Here is an 18,099-nt window from a genome sequence, read left to right as displayed (position 1 = left end):
GTTTATATATGTAAACTCCCAAGATGTAGCGCAAATTACCGAAACCCGAGGTGGGAAAATGGTCGAGCTTGACCCCTTTGAGATGGCTGTTCAGCAGCTCGAGAGGGCTGCCCAGTTCATGGACATAAGCGAAGAGGCCCTCGAGTGGCTCAAGAGGCCCATGAGGATTGTGGAGGTTAGCGTTCCAGTAGAGATGGACGACGGTTCTGTCAAGGTTTTCACCGGTTTCCGCGTTCAGCACAACTGGGCCCGCGGTCCGACCAAGGGTGGTATAAGGTGGCACCCAGCCGAGACCCTCAGCACCGTTAAGGCTCTGGCAACCTGGATGACCTGGAAGGTTGCCGTCGTTGACCTCCCCTACGGTGGAGGTAAGGGTGGCATCATCGTTGACCCGAAGAAGCTCTCCGAGAGGGAGCAGGAGAGGCTCGCCCGCTCATACATAAGGGCCGTTTACGATGTCATCGGCCCATGGAGCGACATCCCTGCCCCGGACGTTTACACCAACCCGAAGATCATGGGCTGGATGATGGACGAGTACGAGACCATAATGAGGCGCACGGGCCCGGCCTTCGGTGTCATCACCGGAAAGCCGCTCAGCATCGGCGGTTCACTTGGCAGGGGCACCGCCACAGCCCAGGGTGCCATCTTCACCATCAGGGAAGCCGCTAAGGCCCTCGGCATCGACCTCAAGGGCAAGACCATCGCCGTCCAGGGCTATGGTAACGCCGGCTACTACACCGCCAAGCTCGCCAAGGAGCAGCTCGGCATGAAGGTCGTCGCTGTAAGCGACAGCCAGGGCGGCATTTACAACCCGAACGGCCTTGACCCGGACGAGGTTCTCAAGTGGAAGAACGAAACCGGCTCAGTTAAGGACTTCCCAGGGGCCACCAACATCAGCAACGAGGAGCTCCTCGAGCTTGAAGTTGAGGTACTCGCCCCGGCGGCAATAGAGGGAGTCATCACCGAGAAGAACGCCGATGGAGTCAAGGCCAAGATCGTTGCCGAAGTCGCCAACGGTCCTGTTACTCCGGAGGCCGACGAGATCCTCCGCGAGAAGGGCATCCTCCAGATTCCGGACTTCCTGTGCAACGCCGGTGGTGTCACCGTCAGCTACTTCGAGTGGGTCCAGAACATCAACGGCTACTACTGGACCGAGGAGGAGGTCCGCGAGAAGCTCGACAAGAAGATGACCAAGGCCTTCTGGGACGTCTACAACACCGCCAAGGAGAAGAACATCCACATGCGCGACGGTGCCTACGTCGTTGCCGTCAGCAAGGTCTATCAGGCCATGAAAGACCGCGGATGGGTGAAGAAGTGATTTCCTCTCTTTTCTGTTTTGATTTAGTTTCAGTTGCTGAAGAGGGCTAACGTTTTATACCCCAGATGCATTCCCGCTGTGGGTGTTTACCTTGTTTTTGGTCCAATTTCCCCCAGGAGGGATTACTACGGGAGGCTTCTTGCGTATATCTACCTTCAGAACGGTACGGACTTTACAGAGGAACTAGTGAGGCTCGGCTACGCCAGGGTTTACATCGAAGGGAAATTCGAAAAAAAGGAGGCCTACCTTGAAGAGCAAGAACGCGCCATGGGAAAGGGACTGGGACTGTGGGTCTGCATGCCCGGACAGGCCACGAAATCAATAATCATCCTAACGGTCGTCTACGATGCACCCGGGGATGACTCCACGAACTTAAACGGCGAGTACGTTGTTCTGAAAAACATCGGAAAGACACCGGTCAATCTAAAAGGATGGAAAATAGAGGACTCCGATGGAAATGCATACACATTTCCGGACATCCTCCTTGAGCCAGGAGGAAAAATAAAGCTGTATTCTGGCGGGGGAATGAACAATTCCACGGACCTGTACTGGGGCTCTGAAGTACCGGTATGGGACAACGACGGCGATACTGTGTATCTCTACAACGAAAAGGGAAACCTCGTGGACAGCTACTCCTGGGGTTAGGCCTTCGTCCAGTATTCTTTCTCCTCCACCATCGCCCTTATCATTTCGTCCTCATCCTTGAACATAGTCCTTCTGGAGGGGTTCTGCATGCCGTAGAACTCCATGAAAGGACTCGGCCGCCTCTTGAATGGGTAGTAGAGGTATATTGCCGCCAAAGTCCTGTAAGCCTCGGCCATTTCACTGATTACCCCCGCTGAAACGCCCTCTGCGTAGTGGTAAACAGCTACTGCCTTGCTGACGTTTACCAGGTTAAAGTCCCTCTCAACAAGCTGTCTTCTAAGGATGTCCGTGGCCTGTTCTATGTCTTCCCTGTCAAGCTCCTCAACGGCATCACCGTCGAGCAGGTGCTTTATCCGGATCTTTTTGACTTCCGGGTTCTGGTTGACCTGGCCATCGTATTCAGCAACAACCCACCAGTCGTCCAAGGCTCCGGGGTCAAGAACCGCAAAGTGCTGGCTCAGCTTGGTGTAGAAGTCCCTAACGCGGTGGTAGTACTCCTCCTCGTGACCCGTCATAGGATAGCTGAGGTAGACGAGAGGCTTTTCCTTTTCGCGGAATATCAGGTCAAGAAAAACTTCCGGGGGATGCCTTATGCCGAACTGAAGGATGTAGCGGACGTTGATTCCCTCTTTCTTGAGCTCGTGAACGAGAGTTTTGACGTGGTTTATAGCGTCTTCGCGCCACATCACCAAAGTTGTAAGCTTTATGTTGTCGGGGTCCATTCCAAAGCGCTCAAACCATTCGGGATCGTTGATTATCCTCCTCCTGACGGAGAGGACATCGTCAAGAACAATGATGACCCTGTCAGGTTTCAAAAGCTTGAGGTTGCTGAGGGTAAAGCCAATGACGCTACCACTTCCCCATCTGAAGAGACTTGGAGTCGAAACAAGGTGAAACTTCCTGTTGCTTTTGTCTATTTCCTGCCTGATCCTCTCGAAGGCCTCATCCCGGATCTCGTTCATTATATCCTGATGGCTTATGGCAAAGTCTAAAACGTTCTTCCTCGTTATTTTGACACCTCTCTCCTTTCCGACCTCTCTGATGTAGTCAAAAACGTGGTAATAATTATACTCCTTCTCATCCACCCCTGCTAAGGCTTGAGTTATGTACTCGTCCCTCCCGTTGAGCGGGGGGCCAGTTAGCAGGATAACTTCCCTTTCCATGCCAACCACCTACCCCCCTAACATAACTCTCCTTAATAACGTTGCCGGAAAAGTTTTATACGGTGACACCGACAATTACATCAAGCTATAAAAGCTGGGGTGAATAAAATGGTGAGGATACTCGCCTCAAAGCTCAGGGACGTTGAGCTGATAACCGACACCGGGGTAAGACTCGGATGGGTTTACGACCTTAGCTTCGACGAAAAAAGTGGTGAATTACTTGTTATTGTGGCAGAGCCAGATGAAGACCTCGACAAAAGCGATTTCGTAGTGGATCACGAGGGACTCCTTCTGATTCCCGTGAGCGCTGTTAGAAGCATTGGAGAAGTAATAATTGTAGACTCCAAGAAGCTGGCAGTCAAGTCCAAGCTGAAGGGGATACGGAGAAAAACTACCTGATTCCTACCCATTCTTTCTAAATTGAGGCAGTGTCGTATCCTTTCCTCAAATCGGGATGAGCCAGCGGTTCTTGGCAAGCATCCAGAAAGCTGTATTACCCGGACGGTTAAGTGCTCTGCAGATCGGGCAATCCACGTCCCGGAGAGCTTCAATACCATAGCTCCCACGAACCTACCCATGAACTCCTCAACCGCCAGCTGGAGATACCGAGCTCCAAAGAACGCCTGAAGCCGCCATCGGGGTTCTGAAGCTAGCGTATGAACCTAACATGCCTCCCTTTCCTCCTTTGAAAAATCATACCCGATGGCCCTGAAGGCTTTGACGACCCAGTAAGTAGCTTCGAAGGATGTAGCCGTTCCGAACTCCTCACTACCACCAGGACTGATGGCGAACTTGCCTTCCACAGTTGTCTCATCCGCCAGCCACTGGCATATTTAAAAATCCTTCGGGGAAGAAGAAACGGTGGGTGATGTATGGTCACGTTTATACCTTTTGGCGAAAAGCCAAATAGGGAAGGCGTGGAATATGCCGCCAGACTCTTAATCCGGGAGGGGCTAGTGAAAGAGTCAGAAGTCAAAGCTGTAGAGGGTAACAAGCTGGAGACCATAGCCGGAAAAATAACTCCCGACTGTTGCTACATCACGGGCGAACATCTCGTTACCTACGCCATCCTCGAAAAGCTCAGGCCTGCTTCATTAATAAGCCTCGATGCCCATACGGATCTTCTCCATGATTACCTGGATCACGGCTCCTGGCTGGCATACGCCCTGGAGGAGAGAAAGGTTCACCGAGCGGCTGTAGTCGGACCTGTGCTGATGATACCAACCAGCAAAAGGACGAAGCTGTGGACGAGGAGGGTAAGGATATACCCCGCCCTTCCCAGAACGCGGAGGTCCGAGCAAGGCTGGGAAAGCTATCTAAACCTCACAAACCACGACGCTGAGGAAGTACTTGAGGACGTAAAAAGATACTTAGGAAAAGAGGTATATCTAACCGTAGATCTGGACGTATTGAGACCAGAATACCGGATCGCAAGGTTTCAGCACGGGGAACTAACGCTTGACCGGCTTCTGGATGTAATTGAAGGGATCAAAGAAAAGTTCAGAGTTCTGAGTTTCGACATTACCGAGGTTTCAGACAGGATAAAGCGCTCTAAAGCTGGCAAGAAAGCGGTAATCGAAGTCTTCTCAGCGCTGAGGGGGTGATCACTTGAGGGAACCAACGGAAGAGGAAATCAAAAACGTGATAATGCCCCTGATGCTCTCGGGGGCAAAGATGCTTGATAGACACTGTCCGAAATGCGGTTCACCCCTCTTTGAGAAGGACGGGAGAGTTTTTTGCCCCGTATGTGAGTACAGGGCAAAGAAACAGATGGGGGAGGTAGATGACGTAAAAGGGATCCTCATGAAAAAACTCGTGGAGATAGCAAATTCCCTTCCGGGCGATCCGGAGGAGATGGAGAAACACTTAAGAGTTATGGAGAGAATAATAGATGTCCTGAGGAAGTACAAAGAACTGGAGGGGTGAGGATGAAGAACAGAATGGTCCTTGAGGCCCTAAAAGATCGGCCCCTAACAGTTGAGGAAATATCCGAGAAGACAGGCCTCCCCGCCATGGAAGTGAGGAGGTACCTACTTCGCTTTGCTGAACAGGGGAAAGTCGAAAGCTTTGAAGAAGACGGGAAAATCTACTGGAAGATCAAGGGAAAGGACGAACTGGAAGAAGAGTTTAAATATGTTTAAAAAAATTAAAGGGCAATTAGACCGCCTTAGCCTTTTCCCAGTACTCGTTGAACTTGGCCTCAAAGAGGGCCCTAACCCTGAAGTCCTTGATCCAGACCTGGGTCTCATAGTTGAAGTAGCGAGCCGCCATGTCCTCAAGGGCAAAGAAGACCTCGTCGTCGCAGATGAGCATCGGCAGGTCGAACTTGTCCAGGGTTCTCAGCTCAAGCTTTCCGTTCCTGGCATACTCGAGGAGCTTTGATTCCCTGAGCCTCGGGAGAAGGCTCTCCGCCACTATGATCTTTGCCTTAACGCCCCTGTCGACCGCCGAAATTATGTCGCTCTCCAAGTTGACTGCGACGTAGCCGCTGTCAACCAGGAGTATCCTCTCCGTAACTTCCTCGAACATCTCCCTTGTCTTAAGGGTGGCATTCCGTATCCCGCGGACTACCCAGACCCTCTCAACACCGTACTTTGGAATCTCCGTCTCGATAAGGGGAGTCATTAGCTCTATAAGTTCCTCTTTGGCCTTCTTCTTTGCCTCGAGTTCCACCTTGACGCGCTCCTGCCACTCCTCGATGAACTTCTCGAGGATGTTCTCCGGGTGGACGGGCCTGTACTTGTTGACCTTTCCCGGCTGGCTTATGGCGAAGCCCTTCTTCTCAAGGCTCCTCAGCACGTCGTAGGTTCTCGGGGCGGGAACCTCGGAGACGCTGGCCAGCTCAGCCGGCGTAAGTACGCCAAAGCCAACGAGTGCCACGTACGCCCTTGCCTCGTAGAGGTTCAACTCAAAGTGCTCCTGGAGGAGGTCTACCATCCTGTCCTTAACCATCTTTACCACCACCATATTCTTGTCAATGGTATATCGATTTTAGACCATATAAATTTTTTCCTCCCTTATTATGTCGAATCAATTAGAGGGCCGAATATAAGGTGAATAACTTTCGAAAATCCTACAGGAAATGCATGATCATGCAAACTCATTACTACCGGCTCGATATTTAAAACCTTCGGTGCCACCACAAAAGCAGAAACAAAGATTGAGGGAAGAAAAAACGATGTCCTACATGCTCAAGCTTTACCTATGAATTCCGTTATCTCCGAGTAGAGCCCGTTAAGAACTTCCTGGCAGTCAGCTTTGCCCTCTTCTATCCTGTCCATTACCTCCTCAAGTTCCCTTGTCCTTTCCTCGCTGACGAGGCCGCGGTATTTGCTGACGAGGTAGTGGTAGACCTTTATGCCCTTTTCAGTGGGTACAAGCTTCTTCCTGCCCTTGGTCTCAAGGACGTATCCCCTCCTGAGCAGGGTCTCGACTATTTTTGCATAAGTTGAGGGCCTTCCTATTTTCCTCTCCTTCATGAGTGCTATTATGTCACCCTGGCCGTAGAGCGAGACCTTGGGGGCCTTCCACTTTTTGGCCTCGATAACCTTCAGTCTCGCGCCTTTTTCAAGCCTCGGCACCCCTTTGAGCGGCGGGTTCCTGAGCCTCGTCCAGCCGTCCTCAAGGATTTCAACGTAGCCTTCAAGCTCAACCTTTCCAACCCCGGCGTTTATGATTGCCTTCTCGTAGAGTATCTTCGCGGGAACCATCTGGCTTGTCATGAAACGCCTGAATATCATGTCGTAGAGACGGTAGTGGTTCTTGGTGAGGTTCTTGGGAAGCTGGATTACTCCGTCTCTGACCAGCTGCATGAGCCTGCCGGTGTCAATCGGCCTCGTCGGCCTTATGGCCTCATGGGTTCCTTCTTCGCCCCACGGCCTCGGCTTGAAGTACTCCTCACCTATCTCCTGGGTTATGTATTCCTTCGCCACCTCTATTCCGGTGTTGCTGACATGGCTTGAGTCCGTTCTGTGGTATGTGCAGTTGTGAGAAACGATGCCGTTTGAGAGGAAGTTCTCCGTCGTTGTTGTGAAGTCGTAGAGCTTTCCTGTGTAGTGTTCTTCTCCGACCTCTATGACGGGAACCCAGGTAACGTTTGCCTCGACTAGAGGGCGGAGGTAATCCTTAGCGGGCCTATCTTCAGCGTATTCAAGGACTTTGGCGAGTTTGTCTCTGGGCACGCTACCCGGTTTCTTCAGCCAGTTCCAGACGTCTATTCCCGTTTCTCTGAGGATCTTTGCCCTGGAGCCATCAGGGAACACTAATTCCCCCACAAGCTCACCAACAGGTATCAGGTCAGACTCCATTGGCTTTCTCGTTCCCCTGTAAGCCGAATAAGCTTCTTCGAACTGCTTCCTCCTAATTCTGAGGTATGGATAAATCTTCTTCCTGAAAACCTCGAGACTGCGGTTGCTTATTATTAGGTCCCAGACTCCAGTCCTTTTGTCCTCTTTCAGGCAGTTCAGAATGCCAATCTGGTGGAGGTAAACACTGATCTTTTTGAGCACTTCAGAGCGCTTGGAAGTTAGGATTGCCCTAAGGTTAACGCCTTTCTTGTCGTGGAGAAGTGAGAAGGTTCCGTTGGTGTCAAAGTAGCCCGCTATCATTGCGTTTATCATCTCTTCCTGCAGGGTGAAGACTATTGGGTGGAGCTCTCCCGAACGGCTACCGAGCCTCCTGAAGAGCTCTACGAGTATCGAGTTTGAGAAGCCCACCTGGTTTGTGGTCTCGAATACGTGGAGGAACGGGAACGTCTCCTCGAGTATCTCCTTAACCTGCTTGGGAGGTGTCTGGGATATGAGAACCTTGCCATCCCTTAGTTTTCCATCACCGAGAACCAGACCGAAGACGTACCAGAACTTTTCGTCAAGCTCGAAGTTTGGAATCCTCTTGCTTCCTGCTCTCTGGCGGTAGAGGGATTTGACGTGATGCTCAAAATCTTTAACACCCCATTCAAGGAGCTTTTTGAGGGGGGCTACCTTGTTTCTTAGGTATTTGTATTTGGTGCTCGTCCGGACTTTTGCCTTCACAATGGGAGCGATGGTGCTATCAAAGTAGTCTCTGTCAAGTTCAACCATAACGTCCGTGATGCCAAGCTCAATGAGCACCCGAAGGAGCGAGTACTTCTTTTTCCCAGGGTGTCCCGTGTTGTAGGCAAAGGCAACGTAGTCACCGGGCCGTATGTTCTTCGCCGAGACCCAGCCGAGTTTTCCGTCCCTGATAACAAGTAGCCCGTGGTCTGGAGTAGCCCTTATTTCGTGGCCGTTCTTCAGTTTGACGACCTTCAGCGGCCCGTCCCACTCGATCTCCCAGAACTTGGTAGCTTTAGCTTCTTTGGCCTTCAGCCCGTTAACGGCAAGAAGGTTCCCTTCCTCAGATTTAACGGCCTCTTCAATCTTCATCAGCCTTCCATCGGCGAGGGTCACCAGCGTATCGGGAGTGACACATAGACCCGCCTCGAAGAGATCCTGAGCTAATCTCATCGTCTCCGGTGCGGAAAGCTTCAGGAAGGTTGAGGCATCCTTCAGCATTGCATCGGTCGTGTAAGGTGGAGATGGATTGAGCTCCCTCTCCTCGAGCTGAACTTCCTCAACCGTGACGTACTCCGGCGGTTCCACGTTCTTCCCGTCGTTCCCTATCTCTACTGTCACTTGCAGGCCGTTCTCAAGGGTCAGGCCAAGGAAATAGGTCTCGCTCTCGCTGAACTCCTTATAGCGCTCGATTATCCAGCCTAAAACGGGCGTCTGAACTCTCCCCGCGGAGAGGTTCCTGTTCTCAAAGACGCGCTGGAGTTCCTGGCTCAGCTCGAAGCCTATCCACCTGTCTTCTATTCTTCTGACTATCTGGGCCTCAACGCGGTTCTCGTTTACGTCCCTTGCCTCTTCGATTGCCTTCAGTATGGCCGGCCTCGTAACTTCGTGGAACTCTATGCGCTTGATGTTCGGTGTGTATGGGCTCAGCACGTTCCTTATGTCCCAGGCTATCTTCTCACCCTCGGTGTCAGGGTCTGTCGCGATGAGAATCTCGTCAACTTCCTGCGCCAGCTCGCGCATGGCTACAACGTTCTCCAGGGCATCGTGCACGTTTGTGCCCCCACAGCGCGGGCAGACGCCTTTATTCTCCCAGTCGACGAACTGGTGGCCACAATCGCGGCAGCGCTTTATGGTGTCGTAGACTGGGATAAACTTCATCACATCATCTTTTTTCTCTATCAAAACGCCGTGGTAGCCTTCGTTCGTCACAAGGTCGAACATGTGCCCTCCGCTGGCTAAAATCGTTAACACTCTGTTCCCTATGCTCACCTCGTAGGCAACCAGATCGCCTATCCTCGTCTTGCTCGGCTGGCCGAAGAAGTTTGCTATGGTTCTTGCCTTGTTGGGGCTCTCGACTATCATGAGCGAGGACTTGACCAAATCCTTTACCTTGGTGCTTATCTTGCCCCCCATGACAAGGCGAACCTTTTCTCTGTCCTCGTCGATCTGCCTGAGGACCTCGCGGAGGTTCAGCTCCTCGAAGGCAAGCATCTTGAACTCCATGAAGCGCCAGCGCATCTGCCTCACTAAGCCGTTGAAGACCTTCTCGTTGTCAACCAGGAGAACGCTGAGACCTTTGGTGATGCCACCGGCGAAGAGCCTGCTGGTTCTTCCAGTTGCCTGGATGTAGGTTCTAACGTCGGGTATCTCGATGAACCACTTGCCGCCCTCTTCGGTGAGGCTCACGAATGGGTCTTCGGCGAGTTTCTTCAGAACCTCCTCCTTGCGGAGCGCCTTCCTGAGGAATTCAACCAGCTCGCGGAAAACCCCCAAAACATGGTTGTGGAACTCGTTCTCAATGGGAAGGCCCTCAGCTAAGGCCTCTTCTATCCTCAGCAGTTCAAACTGAGGTATGTTCCTTATGAGCCTCCCCAGCCTCGAGTACAGCCTCTCGGCGGTTCTCTTGTCCTCATCGCCCAGGAAGTCCATGACCTCACTTAGAAGGCCCAGGGCCCTGTAGATGGTCGGCCTCTCGAGGTCTATGCTAAACCTGAACTTGGGCACACCGGTGAAGACGGCGTAGCGTATGAGGTGTGGCAAGTCAAGGCCTCTCACTATTGAGCCATAATAGGTTGCGACGCCGACGAGGTAATCTGCCTCCCCGTTTTCAAACCTCTCGACGGCTTTTCTGTTCTTTGAGCTCGCGAGTTCTACCCTGAAACCGCGCTCGCGAAGGTATTTAACAAGCTCTTCGGCGTAGCCAAGGCCCCGGTCGATGGGGACGAAAATCAGCCCGCCCCTGCCGAGCTTTTCCAGTAGCTCTGCCACCTGTTCCCTGACGTCCCCGCCCGGCTTAAGATAGCTGTCGATGACGTTCCTGAGGGCACTCTTCCCGCTCCCCACTTCAAAGCCGAGAAGCTCGCGGTAGAGCTTTATCCTGTCGCCCCTGGCACTACCGGTGGCGGAAGCGATTATCATGACGCCTACCCTGTTCTCCCGCTTGTAGGACTCTATCTCCCTCTGGATTTTCTCAATCTCCTCTTCCAGCTCTCTGAGCTTCCCGTTTTTGTCCTCCGAGTTCCCGTTGAGGTAGCGGCTCATACCTTTCTTGAGCCTCACTATCTCCCAGGCCTTCTGAATAACCTCCTCGTTGAAGCCGAGCAGATAGAGGGAGCGGTCTATGTTCTTGCTCGCCTTCAGAAAAGCGTCAACGTCATCGACGAAGATGAAGTCAAAGTGCCTCCCCTTCAGCCTGTCCTCGAAGTTTCTTGCTAACCACTGGGCGCTCGTTACGAGGATATCGTACTCTCCCGAGTCTATGAGGGCGAGCATCTCCTCTTTTTCCTTCCTGTTGAGGTTGCCGTGGTAGTAGGCGAGCTTGACGCTTAGCCCGAGCCTCTCGCCCATTGAATTTATCTTCTTGACCGTCTGAATAACCAGGGGCGTCGTCGGGACGATTAGGTAGCTCTTCTTGCCCTTGGTGGCATGCCAGAGGGCCATGAAGGCTCCAAAGGTGCTCTTCCCCATGCCGGTAGGGGCTATTATCGAAAAGCTCCTTCCCTTTAAAAGGCGCTTTACCCAGGTTCTCTGAGCACTCCAGAATGTAAAGCCAGTGGCCTTCTTAAAGAGCTCCTCGACTTCTCTAACCTGGCTTTCAAGCCTGTATATCCTCTCCCACTCTCTCAGGGTCCCCTTAAGATTAAGGGCGCTTCTCACGGCAGAAACGAGTTGAAAATAGGAATCAGCTTGGACGGGTTCGTCAAGACATTCTGCACAGGGATTTTTCATCACAAGCCTGTCATCGGATATTCTACCTGCACAGTTCGGGCACATCTCCCTGTAGATCGCCTTCATCTTTATCCTCCCCGTTATTCCCGGGCCTTTGTTAACTCACTTTTCAAAAGCCTGAATTCGGATTTAAGCCTTTCTGTAAGCGGATAATCAGGAAATAGACGGGCGTATTCATCGAGCAACTCCTGGAGAACGGGCAATTTTCTTGGGTCTCTAAGCTTTCTTTCGAGATTCAGGGACAGCATGAAAAAGTAAGCGGCCTTACTACCACTTTCATCCGTCTGAAGCTCATATCTAAGCATCTTAATGGAGTACTCAAGCGCGAGGGCGGGTACCTCCTCCATCATTGAAAGCGCACATGCTTCGGGAAAGACGTCAGTGTTACATTCGAAGTAAAATCCCCTCTCAAGGGCGATCTTAACAGCGTCTACGTGTTCGCAGGAACCGCCCTTTGGACACGTGCAAAAAGAGGAACCCGTGGAGAGGTCGATTTTTACCCTGTAGGAATAATCACCCAGAACTTCCCCGTAGACCGCACTGGGGGTCTTTACAACCCAGGTGACTCCGCCGGAAAAATAGAGGGCCTCCCCACCCATGGTGACCACTCATAATTGTAAAAAATCAGAGGTTAAAAACCTGTCGTCAGAGTTGAAGGCTGAGCCTTCTAACGACCATGTTCTCTGCCTCCTCCGGGCTGATCTCCTCAATGCTCTCTATCCATATTTTGGTTCTTGGAACCACGTGCTTGCTTCCTATCTCGGAATAAACAAGCTCCTTAACGTGCTCCTCATTCAAAGCCCTGTACTCCTTAGTGAAGGACTGCTTCTTTCCGAGCCTTTCGAAGGTACCCCTGACGCGGAAGACCTTAACCTCCATTCTTCACACCCCCTCAGTCAAGGAATCCCAAAGCTTCTTCAATTTTCACTATCTCGGGCCCAGTGGTCAGGTGGCCCACAACAACACCATTGGAGTTGGCCAGCATGCACGAACCGACGAAGGGCACACCCATGTTGGCAGTGCCAACGTATATGTCAACCCCGAAGAGACCCCTAAGCCATTCAAGCTCCTCATCAGTCGCTTCAGGATGAACCAGTCCGCCTTTATTCGTAACAACGCCGGCACTGCCGACCGCATGATAGTCCGCTATCACTCCCCTCTCAACCTCGACGCCGAGTATGTCTTCGAGCTTCTTTGCCTCTTCCCGGGTGAACTTTGAGCTAATCAGAGCGGCCCTGTCGTTTGCCAGGATCAGGTTCCCAAGTGCCGTCAGCGTGCTCTTAAAGGGGACTATTTCTGTGTCAACTCCGCTCTCCCTAAAGGAGTTCCTTATGTGCTCCAGCTCAGCATCCCATACGTACCACGGGACCAGTATGGCGTTCGAGTTGCCGGCGGTAAAAATTCCCACTATGCGCGACTTCATAACGCTCGTCTCAACTATCGGAACTTTAAGGACTTCCCGGAGAACGTTGAGCTTCTTCTCATTAAGGCCTTCCCTAACAAGGACTACCTTATCGGTCGCAACGCCGTAAACGCCGAGATACGGTGAGTTCTCAAAATCAAGCCTTTCTATGTGCATAATTATCCCTCGCGGCAAAAGTAAAGATTCAGGCGAGGGAGACCCTGGCAATTCTCTTGCCTTCGTTCTCCTCGACAACGACCTTGACGCGGAGCTTGTTGGGCGGCTTCTCAGCGCCGCGCTCCCAGATCTTCCCGTTGACGTCGGTACCGATGACGACCTCGTCGGCCTTGGCGTGCCTTGCTATCCACTCGCGGAGGAAGCGAGCCGCCCTCGGCGCCCTCTTCCAGCGTGGAACGCGCTTCTTTATCTTCTTGATGGGGACAACGAATATGACCTCTTCACCTGGCTTTATCGGCATTTAGATCACCTCACTCCTTAAGCTTGGTCCTCCTCCAGTGCCTCCTCTTAGGGTGAGTCATAACCTTCCTGTTGGTCTTAACGATAACCCAAACCGGAACGCGCCTGTTCTGCTTTGCTGCCTTAGCGAGCCTCAGCTTCTTTGCGAGTGGCTTGTTCCTCGCCATGACCACACCTCCGAATAATCGCGAATGCCTAACCCACCTTCAGCCATCCGTTTTTAAGCTTTTTTGTAGAATCCCAGAACTCAAAAAGTGAAAGGATCAGAACACCAGCGGTGCCCTGTACTCACCCCATATCTCCCTCAGGACGTCGGTGACCTCCCCGAGGGTAGCGAGGTGCCTGTGGGCTTCAAGGATGTAGGGCATGAGGTTCTCGTCCTCGGTTTCGGCCGCTTTTCTCAGCTTGTCCAGGGCCTCCTCGACCTTCCTGCTGTCGCGCTCGCTCCTCAGCTTCCTGAGCCTCTCGATCTGCTTCTCCCTGATGCTCGGGTCGACCTTGAGGATCTCCACATCAAGCGGTTCGTCAACTATGAACTCGTTGACGCCGACGATGATGCGCTTCTTCTCCTCTATTTCCTTCTGGTACTTGTAGGCCGCATCCGCTATCTCCTTCTGGACGTAACCGCGCTCAATGGCCCTCATCATCCCGCCCATCTTCTGGATCTTCTCGATGTACTTCAAAGCCTCTTCATAGATGTGGTCAGTGAGCCACTCGATGTAGTAGCTTCCTCCGAGCGGATCAACGGTATCAACGACGCCGCTCTCGTAGGCGATTATCTGTTGCGTCCTTAAAGCTATCCTGACGCTCTTCTCGGTGGGCAGGCTCAGGGCCTCGTCGTAGGAGTTTGTGTGCAGGCTCTGGGTTCCTCCGAGAACTGCCGCCAAGGCCTGGATTGCAACCCTGACGATGTTGTTCTCGGGCTGCTGAGCTGTCAAAGTTGAACCTGCCGTCTGGGTGTGGAAGCGGAGCATCATGGATTCAGGGTTCTTGGCGTTGAACCACTCCTTCATGATGTGGGCCCAGAGCCTTCTTGCAGCTCTAAACTTGGCGATCTCCTCGAGGAAGTTGTTGTGGGCGTTGAAGAAGAAGCTCAGCCTCGGGGCGAACTTGTCGACGTCCATGCCCCTCTCTATGACGGCCTTAACGTACTCTATACCATCAGCCAGAGTGAAGGCAACCTCCTGGACGGCGTTTGCTCCAGCCTCGCGGATGTGGTAGCCGCTTATGCTTATCGGGTTCCACTTGGGAACTTTCTCGGCACAGTACATGATGATATCGGTTGTAAGGCGCATACTCGGCTGGGGCGGGAAGATGTAGGTGCCCCTGGCAATGTACTCCTTGAGGATATCGTTCTGAACCGTTCCGCGGAGTTTGTTCTGGGTTACTCCCTGCTTCTCGGCAACGAGGATGTACATGGCGAGAAGGTTTGCGGCGGTGGAGTTTATCGTCATGCTTGTGGAAACCTTGTCGAGGGGAATTCCATCGAAGAGTATCTCCATGTCCCGGAGGGAATCGATGGCAACTCCAACCTTACCGACCTCGCCCTCGGCCATCGGGTGGTCGGAGTCGTAGCCGAGCTGGGTCGGCAAATCGAAGGCAACGCTCAGACCGGTCTGCCCCTGCTCGAGGAGGTATTTGTAGCGCTTGTTGCTCTCCTCAGCTGTTCCAAAGCCAGCGTACTGCCTCATTGTCCAGAAACGGCCGCGATACATCGTCGCGTAGACACCTCTCGTGAAGGGGTATTCACCGGGAAAGCCGAGCTTTTCGGTGTACTCCCAATCTTCGCCGAGGTCCGCTGGGGTGTAAACGCGCTTTATCTCAAAACCATCCTCCGTCGTGAACTTCTCCTTTCTCTCCGGAGCACTCTGGAGAAACTTCTTGACGGTAGTTTCCTCCCAGCGCTTCTCCTCCTCGCGAATCTTGGCGAGCTTATCCTTATCGAAGGTCATGCCTACCACCTGTCCCTACTTGGGCGCCGGCCTATAAAAAGCTTTTACATAGCTCAAGCTCTCCCTTTGCATTGGATAAAAAATCCATCAATCGGGGAACTCCCTCCTTTCGAGAGCGGCCCACGTTAGTACCGGCAGGAGGACTGTCGAAGACAGGAAAAAGAGAGCCGTGTATTCTGGACTTCCCTGGAACCTTGATAGATCAACCTCGCGGAACCCGCCCCTGAGGAGGAGAACCGCCCTGTAGCCAAGGGTGTAGCTCCCGGGGTTGCTGATGTAGGGAATCTGGGGGATGAGAAACTGTAGCAGGAAGGTGAGACCAAAGGTTGCGAGGGAAGCGTATAGGGGACGGCTTATAACCACTGACAGGAGCATCGAGAGGGCTCCTATGCTGGCCATCAGAAGGGCCGTTACACCGAGGACGTAGAGGAGGTCGCTGAAGCCTTCCCAGAGCCCATCAACTCCCGCCCCGTAAACGACGGGATTGTAGAGCCAGATCACCGCGTAGGGGATTCCAAACAGGAGCAACAGAGTGCCCAATCCTGTGAGGAACTTGGCCGCCACGAGCTCCGAGAGGCAAAGGGGCTTCGCGATTAGGAGCCGTATGGTGCCCCTGTCGATCTCCCCCGCGAGAAGGTCGCTCATGAGGATTATGACTATAAGTTGGCCTATTATCCCGAGCCAGTAGTTAGGAAGCAGGTCGAGCATCAGCGTCTGGAAGGCTTTTCTCATGCCCTCCACTCCGCTTCCCGAAGGATTTGGACTGAGGAGGTAAATCACCGACGGGAACAGGGTTATAGCCAGAAGAACCTTGAACTTCCTCGAACGGAGCAGCTTTATGATTTCAGTGGAAAAGACGACCCACAGAGGGGACGAAAACAGTTTATCAACTTTCAACTTCATTCGTTCCACCCCGTGTTGAAGCGCTTCATGAGGATCCTTTCAAGGGGACTTGTGTGGGGTTTGAAGAGCTTGAGGGCCTGGTTTTCACCTGCTATAAACTTAGGAACCTCAAGGAAAAAGCTTTCAGAGAACCTCTCATCGAGCACGACCCTCACAACGCCTTCCTCCTCCCAGACCTCCCTGACGTAGATCCTGTCTCTGAGGAAGCCAATGAGCTTTGAGTTGTCCGAGACCACAATGTCGTAGTCGTTGCTATCCATGTTCACGAGATCCCTAATGCGGCCCTGCTCGATGAGCTGGCCGTCCTTTATGAGACCAACGTAGTTGCAGGTTCGCTCTATCTCGCTAACAATATGCGAGCTTATGAATATAGTCTTCCCTGACCTGGCCAGCTCAAGCACTTTGCCGATGAACTCCATCCTCCCGACGGGATCGAGGTTGCTTGTTGGCTCGTCCAAAATGAGGAGCTCCGGGTTGCCGAGGAGGGAAGCCGCGAATATGGCCCTCTGCCTCTGCCCACTGGAGAGCTCTTTTACCCTGTGGAATGCCAGCTTTCCGACCCCGGTATAGGCCATGAGCTCCCTTGCCTGCCTTATGGCCTCTTCCTTTTTGAGCCCGAGAAGGCGCCCCACATAGGTCAAAAACTCGAAGACAGTCATATCTTCGTAAGCTATGGGCTTTTCGGGCATGTAGCCAACCTTTTTCATTATTTCAACCCTCCTGCGCGGCATCTCCATGCCAAAAATCCTTATCTCACCGTAGGTGGGCTTCAGGGCGCCGGTGAGCATCTTAATGGTCGTCGTCTTTCCGGCTCCGTTCGGCCCGAGGAAGCCGTAGACCACGCCCTTCGGCACCCTGAGATTCAGGTGATAGACGACGTTCCTCTTGCCGAAGAACTTGGTGAGATCCTTGGTCTCGATGACGCAGGTCTCCGTCTCAACACCCAGAGTACTATCAACGTAATTAAGGGTTTCGAGCGGGAAGGTTATATTGGCCGGAGTGTATTCAGTAACGATGATAATCGGGAAAGTCGGTCTCGACAGCTCGGCGCGCTTCACCTTCCAGAGCCACGCCCACACCGACCACTTCGTCAGCGGCGAGATTATTTTCGCGACCAGGGCAACGAAATACCTCAGCCACCTCCGGAAAGGCGGCTTTTACAGGGAGGTTGATTTCGGGAAGAAGCTCTACATTGGGGACTTCAAGGCCAAACTCTACCCTGCCGGCCACATGCTCGGCTCGGCTGGAATAAAGCTCTGGCTCGAGGGCGGGACGCTCTTCTACACCGGGGATACAAAGTGGTTCAGGCTAAGAACCGCTGAAAAGAGCCGCTTTCCGGGGGCTGACTTCCTGATAATCGAGGCCACCTTCGGCGTCCCGAGCTTCACCTTTCCAGCGCCGAGGGAAGCCGAGAAAAAGCTGGTAGCCTTTGTTGAGGAGGCCCTTGACAGGGGAAAGAGGCCGGTTCTTTACGTTAATCAAACGGGAAAAGCCCAGGAGGTCATGAAAATACTCGAAGTCCACGGTTACACAGTCAGGCCAAGCGGGACGATGCTGAAGGTCGCTAAGGTTTACTCCAAGTTCGGGGTCGAGTTCGGGAACATTGATAAAGAAGGGGAAGTTGTGCTCCGCTCATACCGCTCGCCAAATGTGGAGAACTCGCTTTCTCAATGGGAGCTTACCGTCTCGGGCTTCGGGGAGCTGAAGCTGAGCAACCACGCCGATTTTTGGGAGCTGATGAGGATTGTGGAGAAGGTTAACCCGGAGAAAATCTTCACAGTCTACGGCTTCGCTGAGGAGTTTGCGAGGATTCTCAGGGGACTTGGTTACAATGCCCTCCCCATCAAATCCGGCTTCATGTTGAAGCTATAGCCGGGTCGATTTTAGTCACCACCGCATACTAAAATCGAAAAGTTTATAAAGGGTGACGTTTTTAGTAACTAACGGTAATCAAAAAAGGTGTCGGGAGGTGGTGGGG

General features: G+C 52.7%; 18 protein-coding genes and 1 pseudogene. 7 read left to right on the top strand and 12 right to left on the bottom strand.

Annotation, left to right across the window (positions count from 1 at the left end; all coding sequences use genetic code 11):
* Positions 1 to 58: 58 nt before the first annotated feature.
* Both gdhA and ACZ47M_RS02445 read left to right on the top strand, forming a co-directional pair.
* Positions 59 to 1,318, top strand: a complete 1,260-nt coding sequence (gdhA, locus tag ACZ47M_RS02450; RefSeq protein ID WP_315339694.1) for a glutamate dehydrogenase — start codon at positions 59 to 61, stop codon at positions 1,316 to 1,318.
* Between the two features lie 78 nt (positions 1,319 to 1,396).
* Entirely contained in the window at positions 1,397 to 1,963 is a 567-nt protein-coding gene (locus ACZ47M_RS02445) for a lamin tail domain-containing protein (RefSeq protein ID WP_315339692.1), read from the top strand.
* Here ACZ47M_RS02445 and ACZ47M_RS02440 read toward each other — a convergent pair.
* A complete protein-coding gene (locus tag ACZ47M_RS02440; protein WP_315340889.1) occupies positions 1,960 to 3,126 on the bottom strand; it encodes a hypothetical protein in 1,167 nt (388 codons plus the stop codon). The genes ACZ47M_RS02445 and ACZ47M_RS02440 overlap by 4 nt on opposite strands.
* 108 nt (positions 3,127 to 3,234) lie before the next feature.
* Here ACZ47M_RS02440 and ACZ47M_RS02435 point away from each other — a divergent pair, with 108 nt between their 5' ends.
* Entirely contained in the window at positions 3,235 to 3,525 is a 291-nt protein-coding gene (locus tag ACZ47M_RS02435; protein WP_315339690.1) for a PRC-barrel domain-containing protein, read from the top strand.
* A 269-nt stretch (positions 3,526 to 3,794) separates the two neighbouring features.
* Here ACZ47M_RS02435 and ACZ47M_RS02430 read toward each other — a convergent pair.
* Positions 3,795 to 3,929: pseudogene (locus ACZ47M_RS02430) on the bottom strand (prenyltransferase/squalene oxidase repeat-containing protein); the annotation flags it as partial.
* 69 nt (positions 3,930 to 3,998) lie between these two features.
* Here ACZ47M_RS02430 and ACZ47M_RS02425 point away from each other — a divergent pair.
* The 3 genes from ACZ47M_RS02425 to ACZ47M_RS02415 are packed head-to-tail and all read left to right on the top strand — an operon-like array spanning position 3,999 to position 5,267.
* Positions 3,999 to 4,730, top strand: a complete 732-nt coding sequence (locus tag ACZ47M_RS02425) for an arginase family protein (protein WP_315339688.1) — start codon at positions 3,999 to 4,001, stop codon at positions 4,728 to 4,730.
* A gap of 4 nt (positions 4,731 to 4,734) precedes the next feature.
* Positions 4,735 to 5,052, top strand: coding sequence for an Sjogren's syndrome/scleroderma autoantigen 1 family protein (locus ACZ47M_RS02420; RefSeq protein WP_315339685.1), 318 nt, complete (start codon positions 4,735 to 4,737; stop codon positions 5,050 to 5,052).
* Positions 5,053 to 5,054: 2 nt separating this feature from the next.
* Entirely contained in the window at positions 5,055 to 5,267 is a 213-nt protein-coding gene (locus tag ACZ47M_RS02415; RefSeq protein WP_315340887.1) for a winged helix-turn-helix domain-containing protein, read from the top strand.
* Between the two features lie 16 nt (positions 5,268 to 5,283).
* On the opposite strand, the gene trmBL2 is transcribed toward ACZ47M_RS02415, so the two are convergent.
* The 10 genes from trmBL2 to ACZ47M_RS02365 form a co-directional block, all read right to left on the bottom strand.
* Entirely contained in the window at positions 5,284 to 6,078 is a 795-nt protein-coding gene (gene trmBL2 / locus ACZ47M_RS02410; protein ID WP_315340884.1) for an HTH-type transcriptional regulator TrmBL2, read from the bottom strand.
* 239 nt (positions 6,079 to 6,317) lie between these two features.
* Positions 6,318 to 11,453: a reverse gyrase gene (gene rgy, locus ACZ47M_RS02405; protein WP_315339682.1), complete on the bottom strand. Its 5,136-nt coding sequence runs from the start codon at positions 11,451 to 11,453 to the stop codon at positions 6,318 to 6,320.
* Between the two features lie 14 nt (positions 11,454 to 11,467).
* On the bottom strand, positions 11,468 to 11,986 hold the full coding sequence (locus ACZ47M_RS02400) for an SWIM zinc finger family protein (protein ID WP_315340881.1): 519 nt from the start codon (positions 11,984 to 11,986) through the stop codon (positions 11,468 to 11,470).
* Between the two features lie 46 nt (positions 11,987 to 12,032).
* The gene (gene rpl18a / locus ACZ47M_RS02395) at positions 12,033 to 12,266 is read right to left on the bottom strand and encodes a 50S ribosomal protein L18Ae (protein WP_315339679.1); all 234 of its coding nucleotides are present in this window, start codon (positions 12,264 to 12,266) and stop codon (positions 12,033 to 12,035) included.
* A gap of 13 nt (positions 12,267 to 12,279) precedes the next feature.
* Positions 12,280 to 12,966 carry a translation initiation factor IF-6 gene (locus ACZ47M_RS02390; RefSeq protein WP_315339676.1) on the bottom strand — a complete coding sequence of 229 codons (687 nt, stop codon included), beginning with the start codon at positions 12,964 to 12,966 and terminating at the stop codon, positions 12,280 to 12,282.
* Positions 12,967 to 12,994: 28 nt separating this feature from the next.
* Positions 12,995 to 13,267: a 50S ribosomal protein L31e gene (locus ACZ47M_RS02385; RefSeq protein WP_010477183.1), complete on the bottom strand. Its 273-nt coding sequence runs from the start codon at positions 13,265 to 13,267 to the stop codon at positions 12,995 to 12,997.
* 10 nt (positions 13,268 to 13,277) lie between these two features.
* Positions 13,278 to 13,433, bottom strand: coding sequence for a 50S ribosomal protein L39e (locus tag ACZ47M_RS02380; protein ID WP_010477181.1), 156 nt, complete (start codon positions 13,431 to 13,433; stop codon positions 13,278 to 13,280).
* Between the two features lie 96 nt (positions 13,434 to 13,529).
* Positions 13,530 to 15,218 carry an acyl-CoA mutase large subunit family protein gene (locus ACZ47M_RS02375; RefSeq protein WP_315340879.1) on the bottom strand — a complete coding sequence of 563 codons (1,689 nt, stop codon included), beginning with the start codon at positions 15,216 to 15,218 and terminating at the stop codon, positions 13,530 to 13,532.
* Positions 15,219 to 15,305: 87 nt separating this feature from the next.
* On the bottom strand, positions 15,306 to 16,121 hold the full coding sequence (locus ACZ47M_RS02370; protein WP_315339665.1) for an ABC transporter permease: 816 nt from the start codon (positions 16,119 to 16,121) through the stop codon (positions 15,306 to 15,308).
* Positions 16,118 to 17,179, bottom strand: a complete 1,062-nt coding sequence (locus ACZ47M_RS02365) for an ABC transporter ATP-binding protein (protein ID WP_315339664.1) — start codon at positions 17,177 to 17,179, stop codon at positions 16,118 to 16,120. The genes ACZ47M_RS02370 and ACZ47M_RS02365 overlap by 4 nt, the downstream gene beginning before the upstream one ends.
* Between ACZ47M_RS02365 and ACZ47M_RS02360 the strand changes: the two genes are divergently transcribed.
* A complete protein-coding gene (locus ACZ47M_RS02360) occupies positions 17,136 to 17,993 on the top strand; it encodes an MBL fold metallo-hydrolase (RefSeq protein ID WP_315339661.1) in 858 nt (285 codons plus the stop codon). The two genes, ACZ47M_RS02365 and ACZ47M_RS02360, sit on opposite strands and share 44 nt — an antisense overlap.
* The last annotated feature ends 106 nt before the right edge of the window (positions 17,994 to 18,099 follow it).

Source organism: Thermococcus waiotapuensis (assembly GCF_055384795.1).
Note: the sequence above shows the minus strand (reverse complement) of the source record. Positions and strands in the feature narration are given on the sequence as shown.

Excerpts from the sequence above, each read along its gene's own strand:
- gdhA (WP_315339694.1), top strand. The coding sequence starts at position 59 with ATGGTCGAGCTTGACCCCTTTGAGATGGCTGTTCAGCAGCTCGAGAGG.
- ACZ47M_RS02440 (WP_315340889.1), bottom strand. The coding sequence starts at position 3,126 with ATGGAAAGGGAAGTTATCCTGCTAACTGGCCCCCCGCTCAACGGGAGG.
- ACZ47M_RS02435 (WP_315339690.1), top strand. The coding sequence starts at position 3,235 with ATGGTGAGGATACTCGCCTCAAAGCTCAGGGACGTTGAGCTGATAACC.
- ACZ47M_RS02425 (WP_315339688.1), top strand. The coding sequence starts at position 3,999 with ATGGTCACGTTTATACCTTTTGGCGAAAAGCCAAATAGGGAAGGCGTG.
- ACZ47M_RS02415 (WP_315340887.1), top strand. The coding sequence starts at position 5,055 with ATGAAGAACAGAATGGTCCTTGAGGCCCTAAAAGATCGGCCCCTAACA.
- trmBL2 (WP_315340884.1), bottom strand. The coding sequence starts at position 6,078 with ATGGTTAAGGACAGGATGGTAGACCTCCTCCAGGAGCACTTTGAGTTG.
- rgy (WP_315339682.1), bottom strand. The coding sequence starts at position 11,453 with ATGAAGGCGATCTACAGGGAGATGTGCCCGAACTGTGCAGGTAGAATA.
- ACZ47M_RS02400 (WP_315340881.1), bottom strand. The coding sequence starts at position 11,986 with ATGGGTGGGGAGGCCCTCTATTTTTCCGGCGGAGTCACCTGGGTTGTA.
- rpl18a (WP_315339679.1), bottom strand. The coding sequence starts at position 12,266 with ATGGAGGTTAAGGTCTTCCGCGTCAGGGGTACCTTCGAAAGGCTCGGA.
- ACZ47M_RS02390 (WP_315339676.1), bottom strand. The coding sequence starts at position 12,966 with ATGCACATAGAAAGGCTTGATTTTGAGAACTCACCGTATCTCGGCGTT.
- ACZ47M_RS02385 (WP_010477183.1), bottom strand. The coding sequence starts at position 13,267 with ATGCCGATAAAGCCAGGTGAAGAGGTCATATTCGTTGTCCCCATCAAG.
- ACZ47M_RS02380 (WP_010477181.1), bottom strand. The coding sequence starts at position 13,433 with ATGGCGAGGAACAAGCCACTCGCAAAGAAGCTGAGGCTCGCTAAGGCA.
- ACZ47M_RS02375 (WP_315340879.1), bottom strand. The coding sequence starts at position 15,218 with ATGACCTTCGATAAGGATAAGCTCGCCAAGATTCGCGAGGAGGAGAAG.
- ACZ47M_RS02370 (WP_315339665.1), bottom strand. The coding sequence starts at position 16,121 with ATGAAGTTGAAAGTTGATAAACTGTTTTCGTCCCCTCTGTGGGTCGTC.
- ACZ47M_RS02360 (WP_315339661.1), top strand. The coding sequence starts at position 17,136 with ATGATAATCGGGAAAGTCGGTCTCGACAGCTCGGCGCGCTTCACCTTC.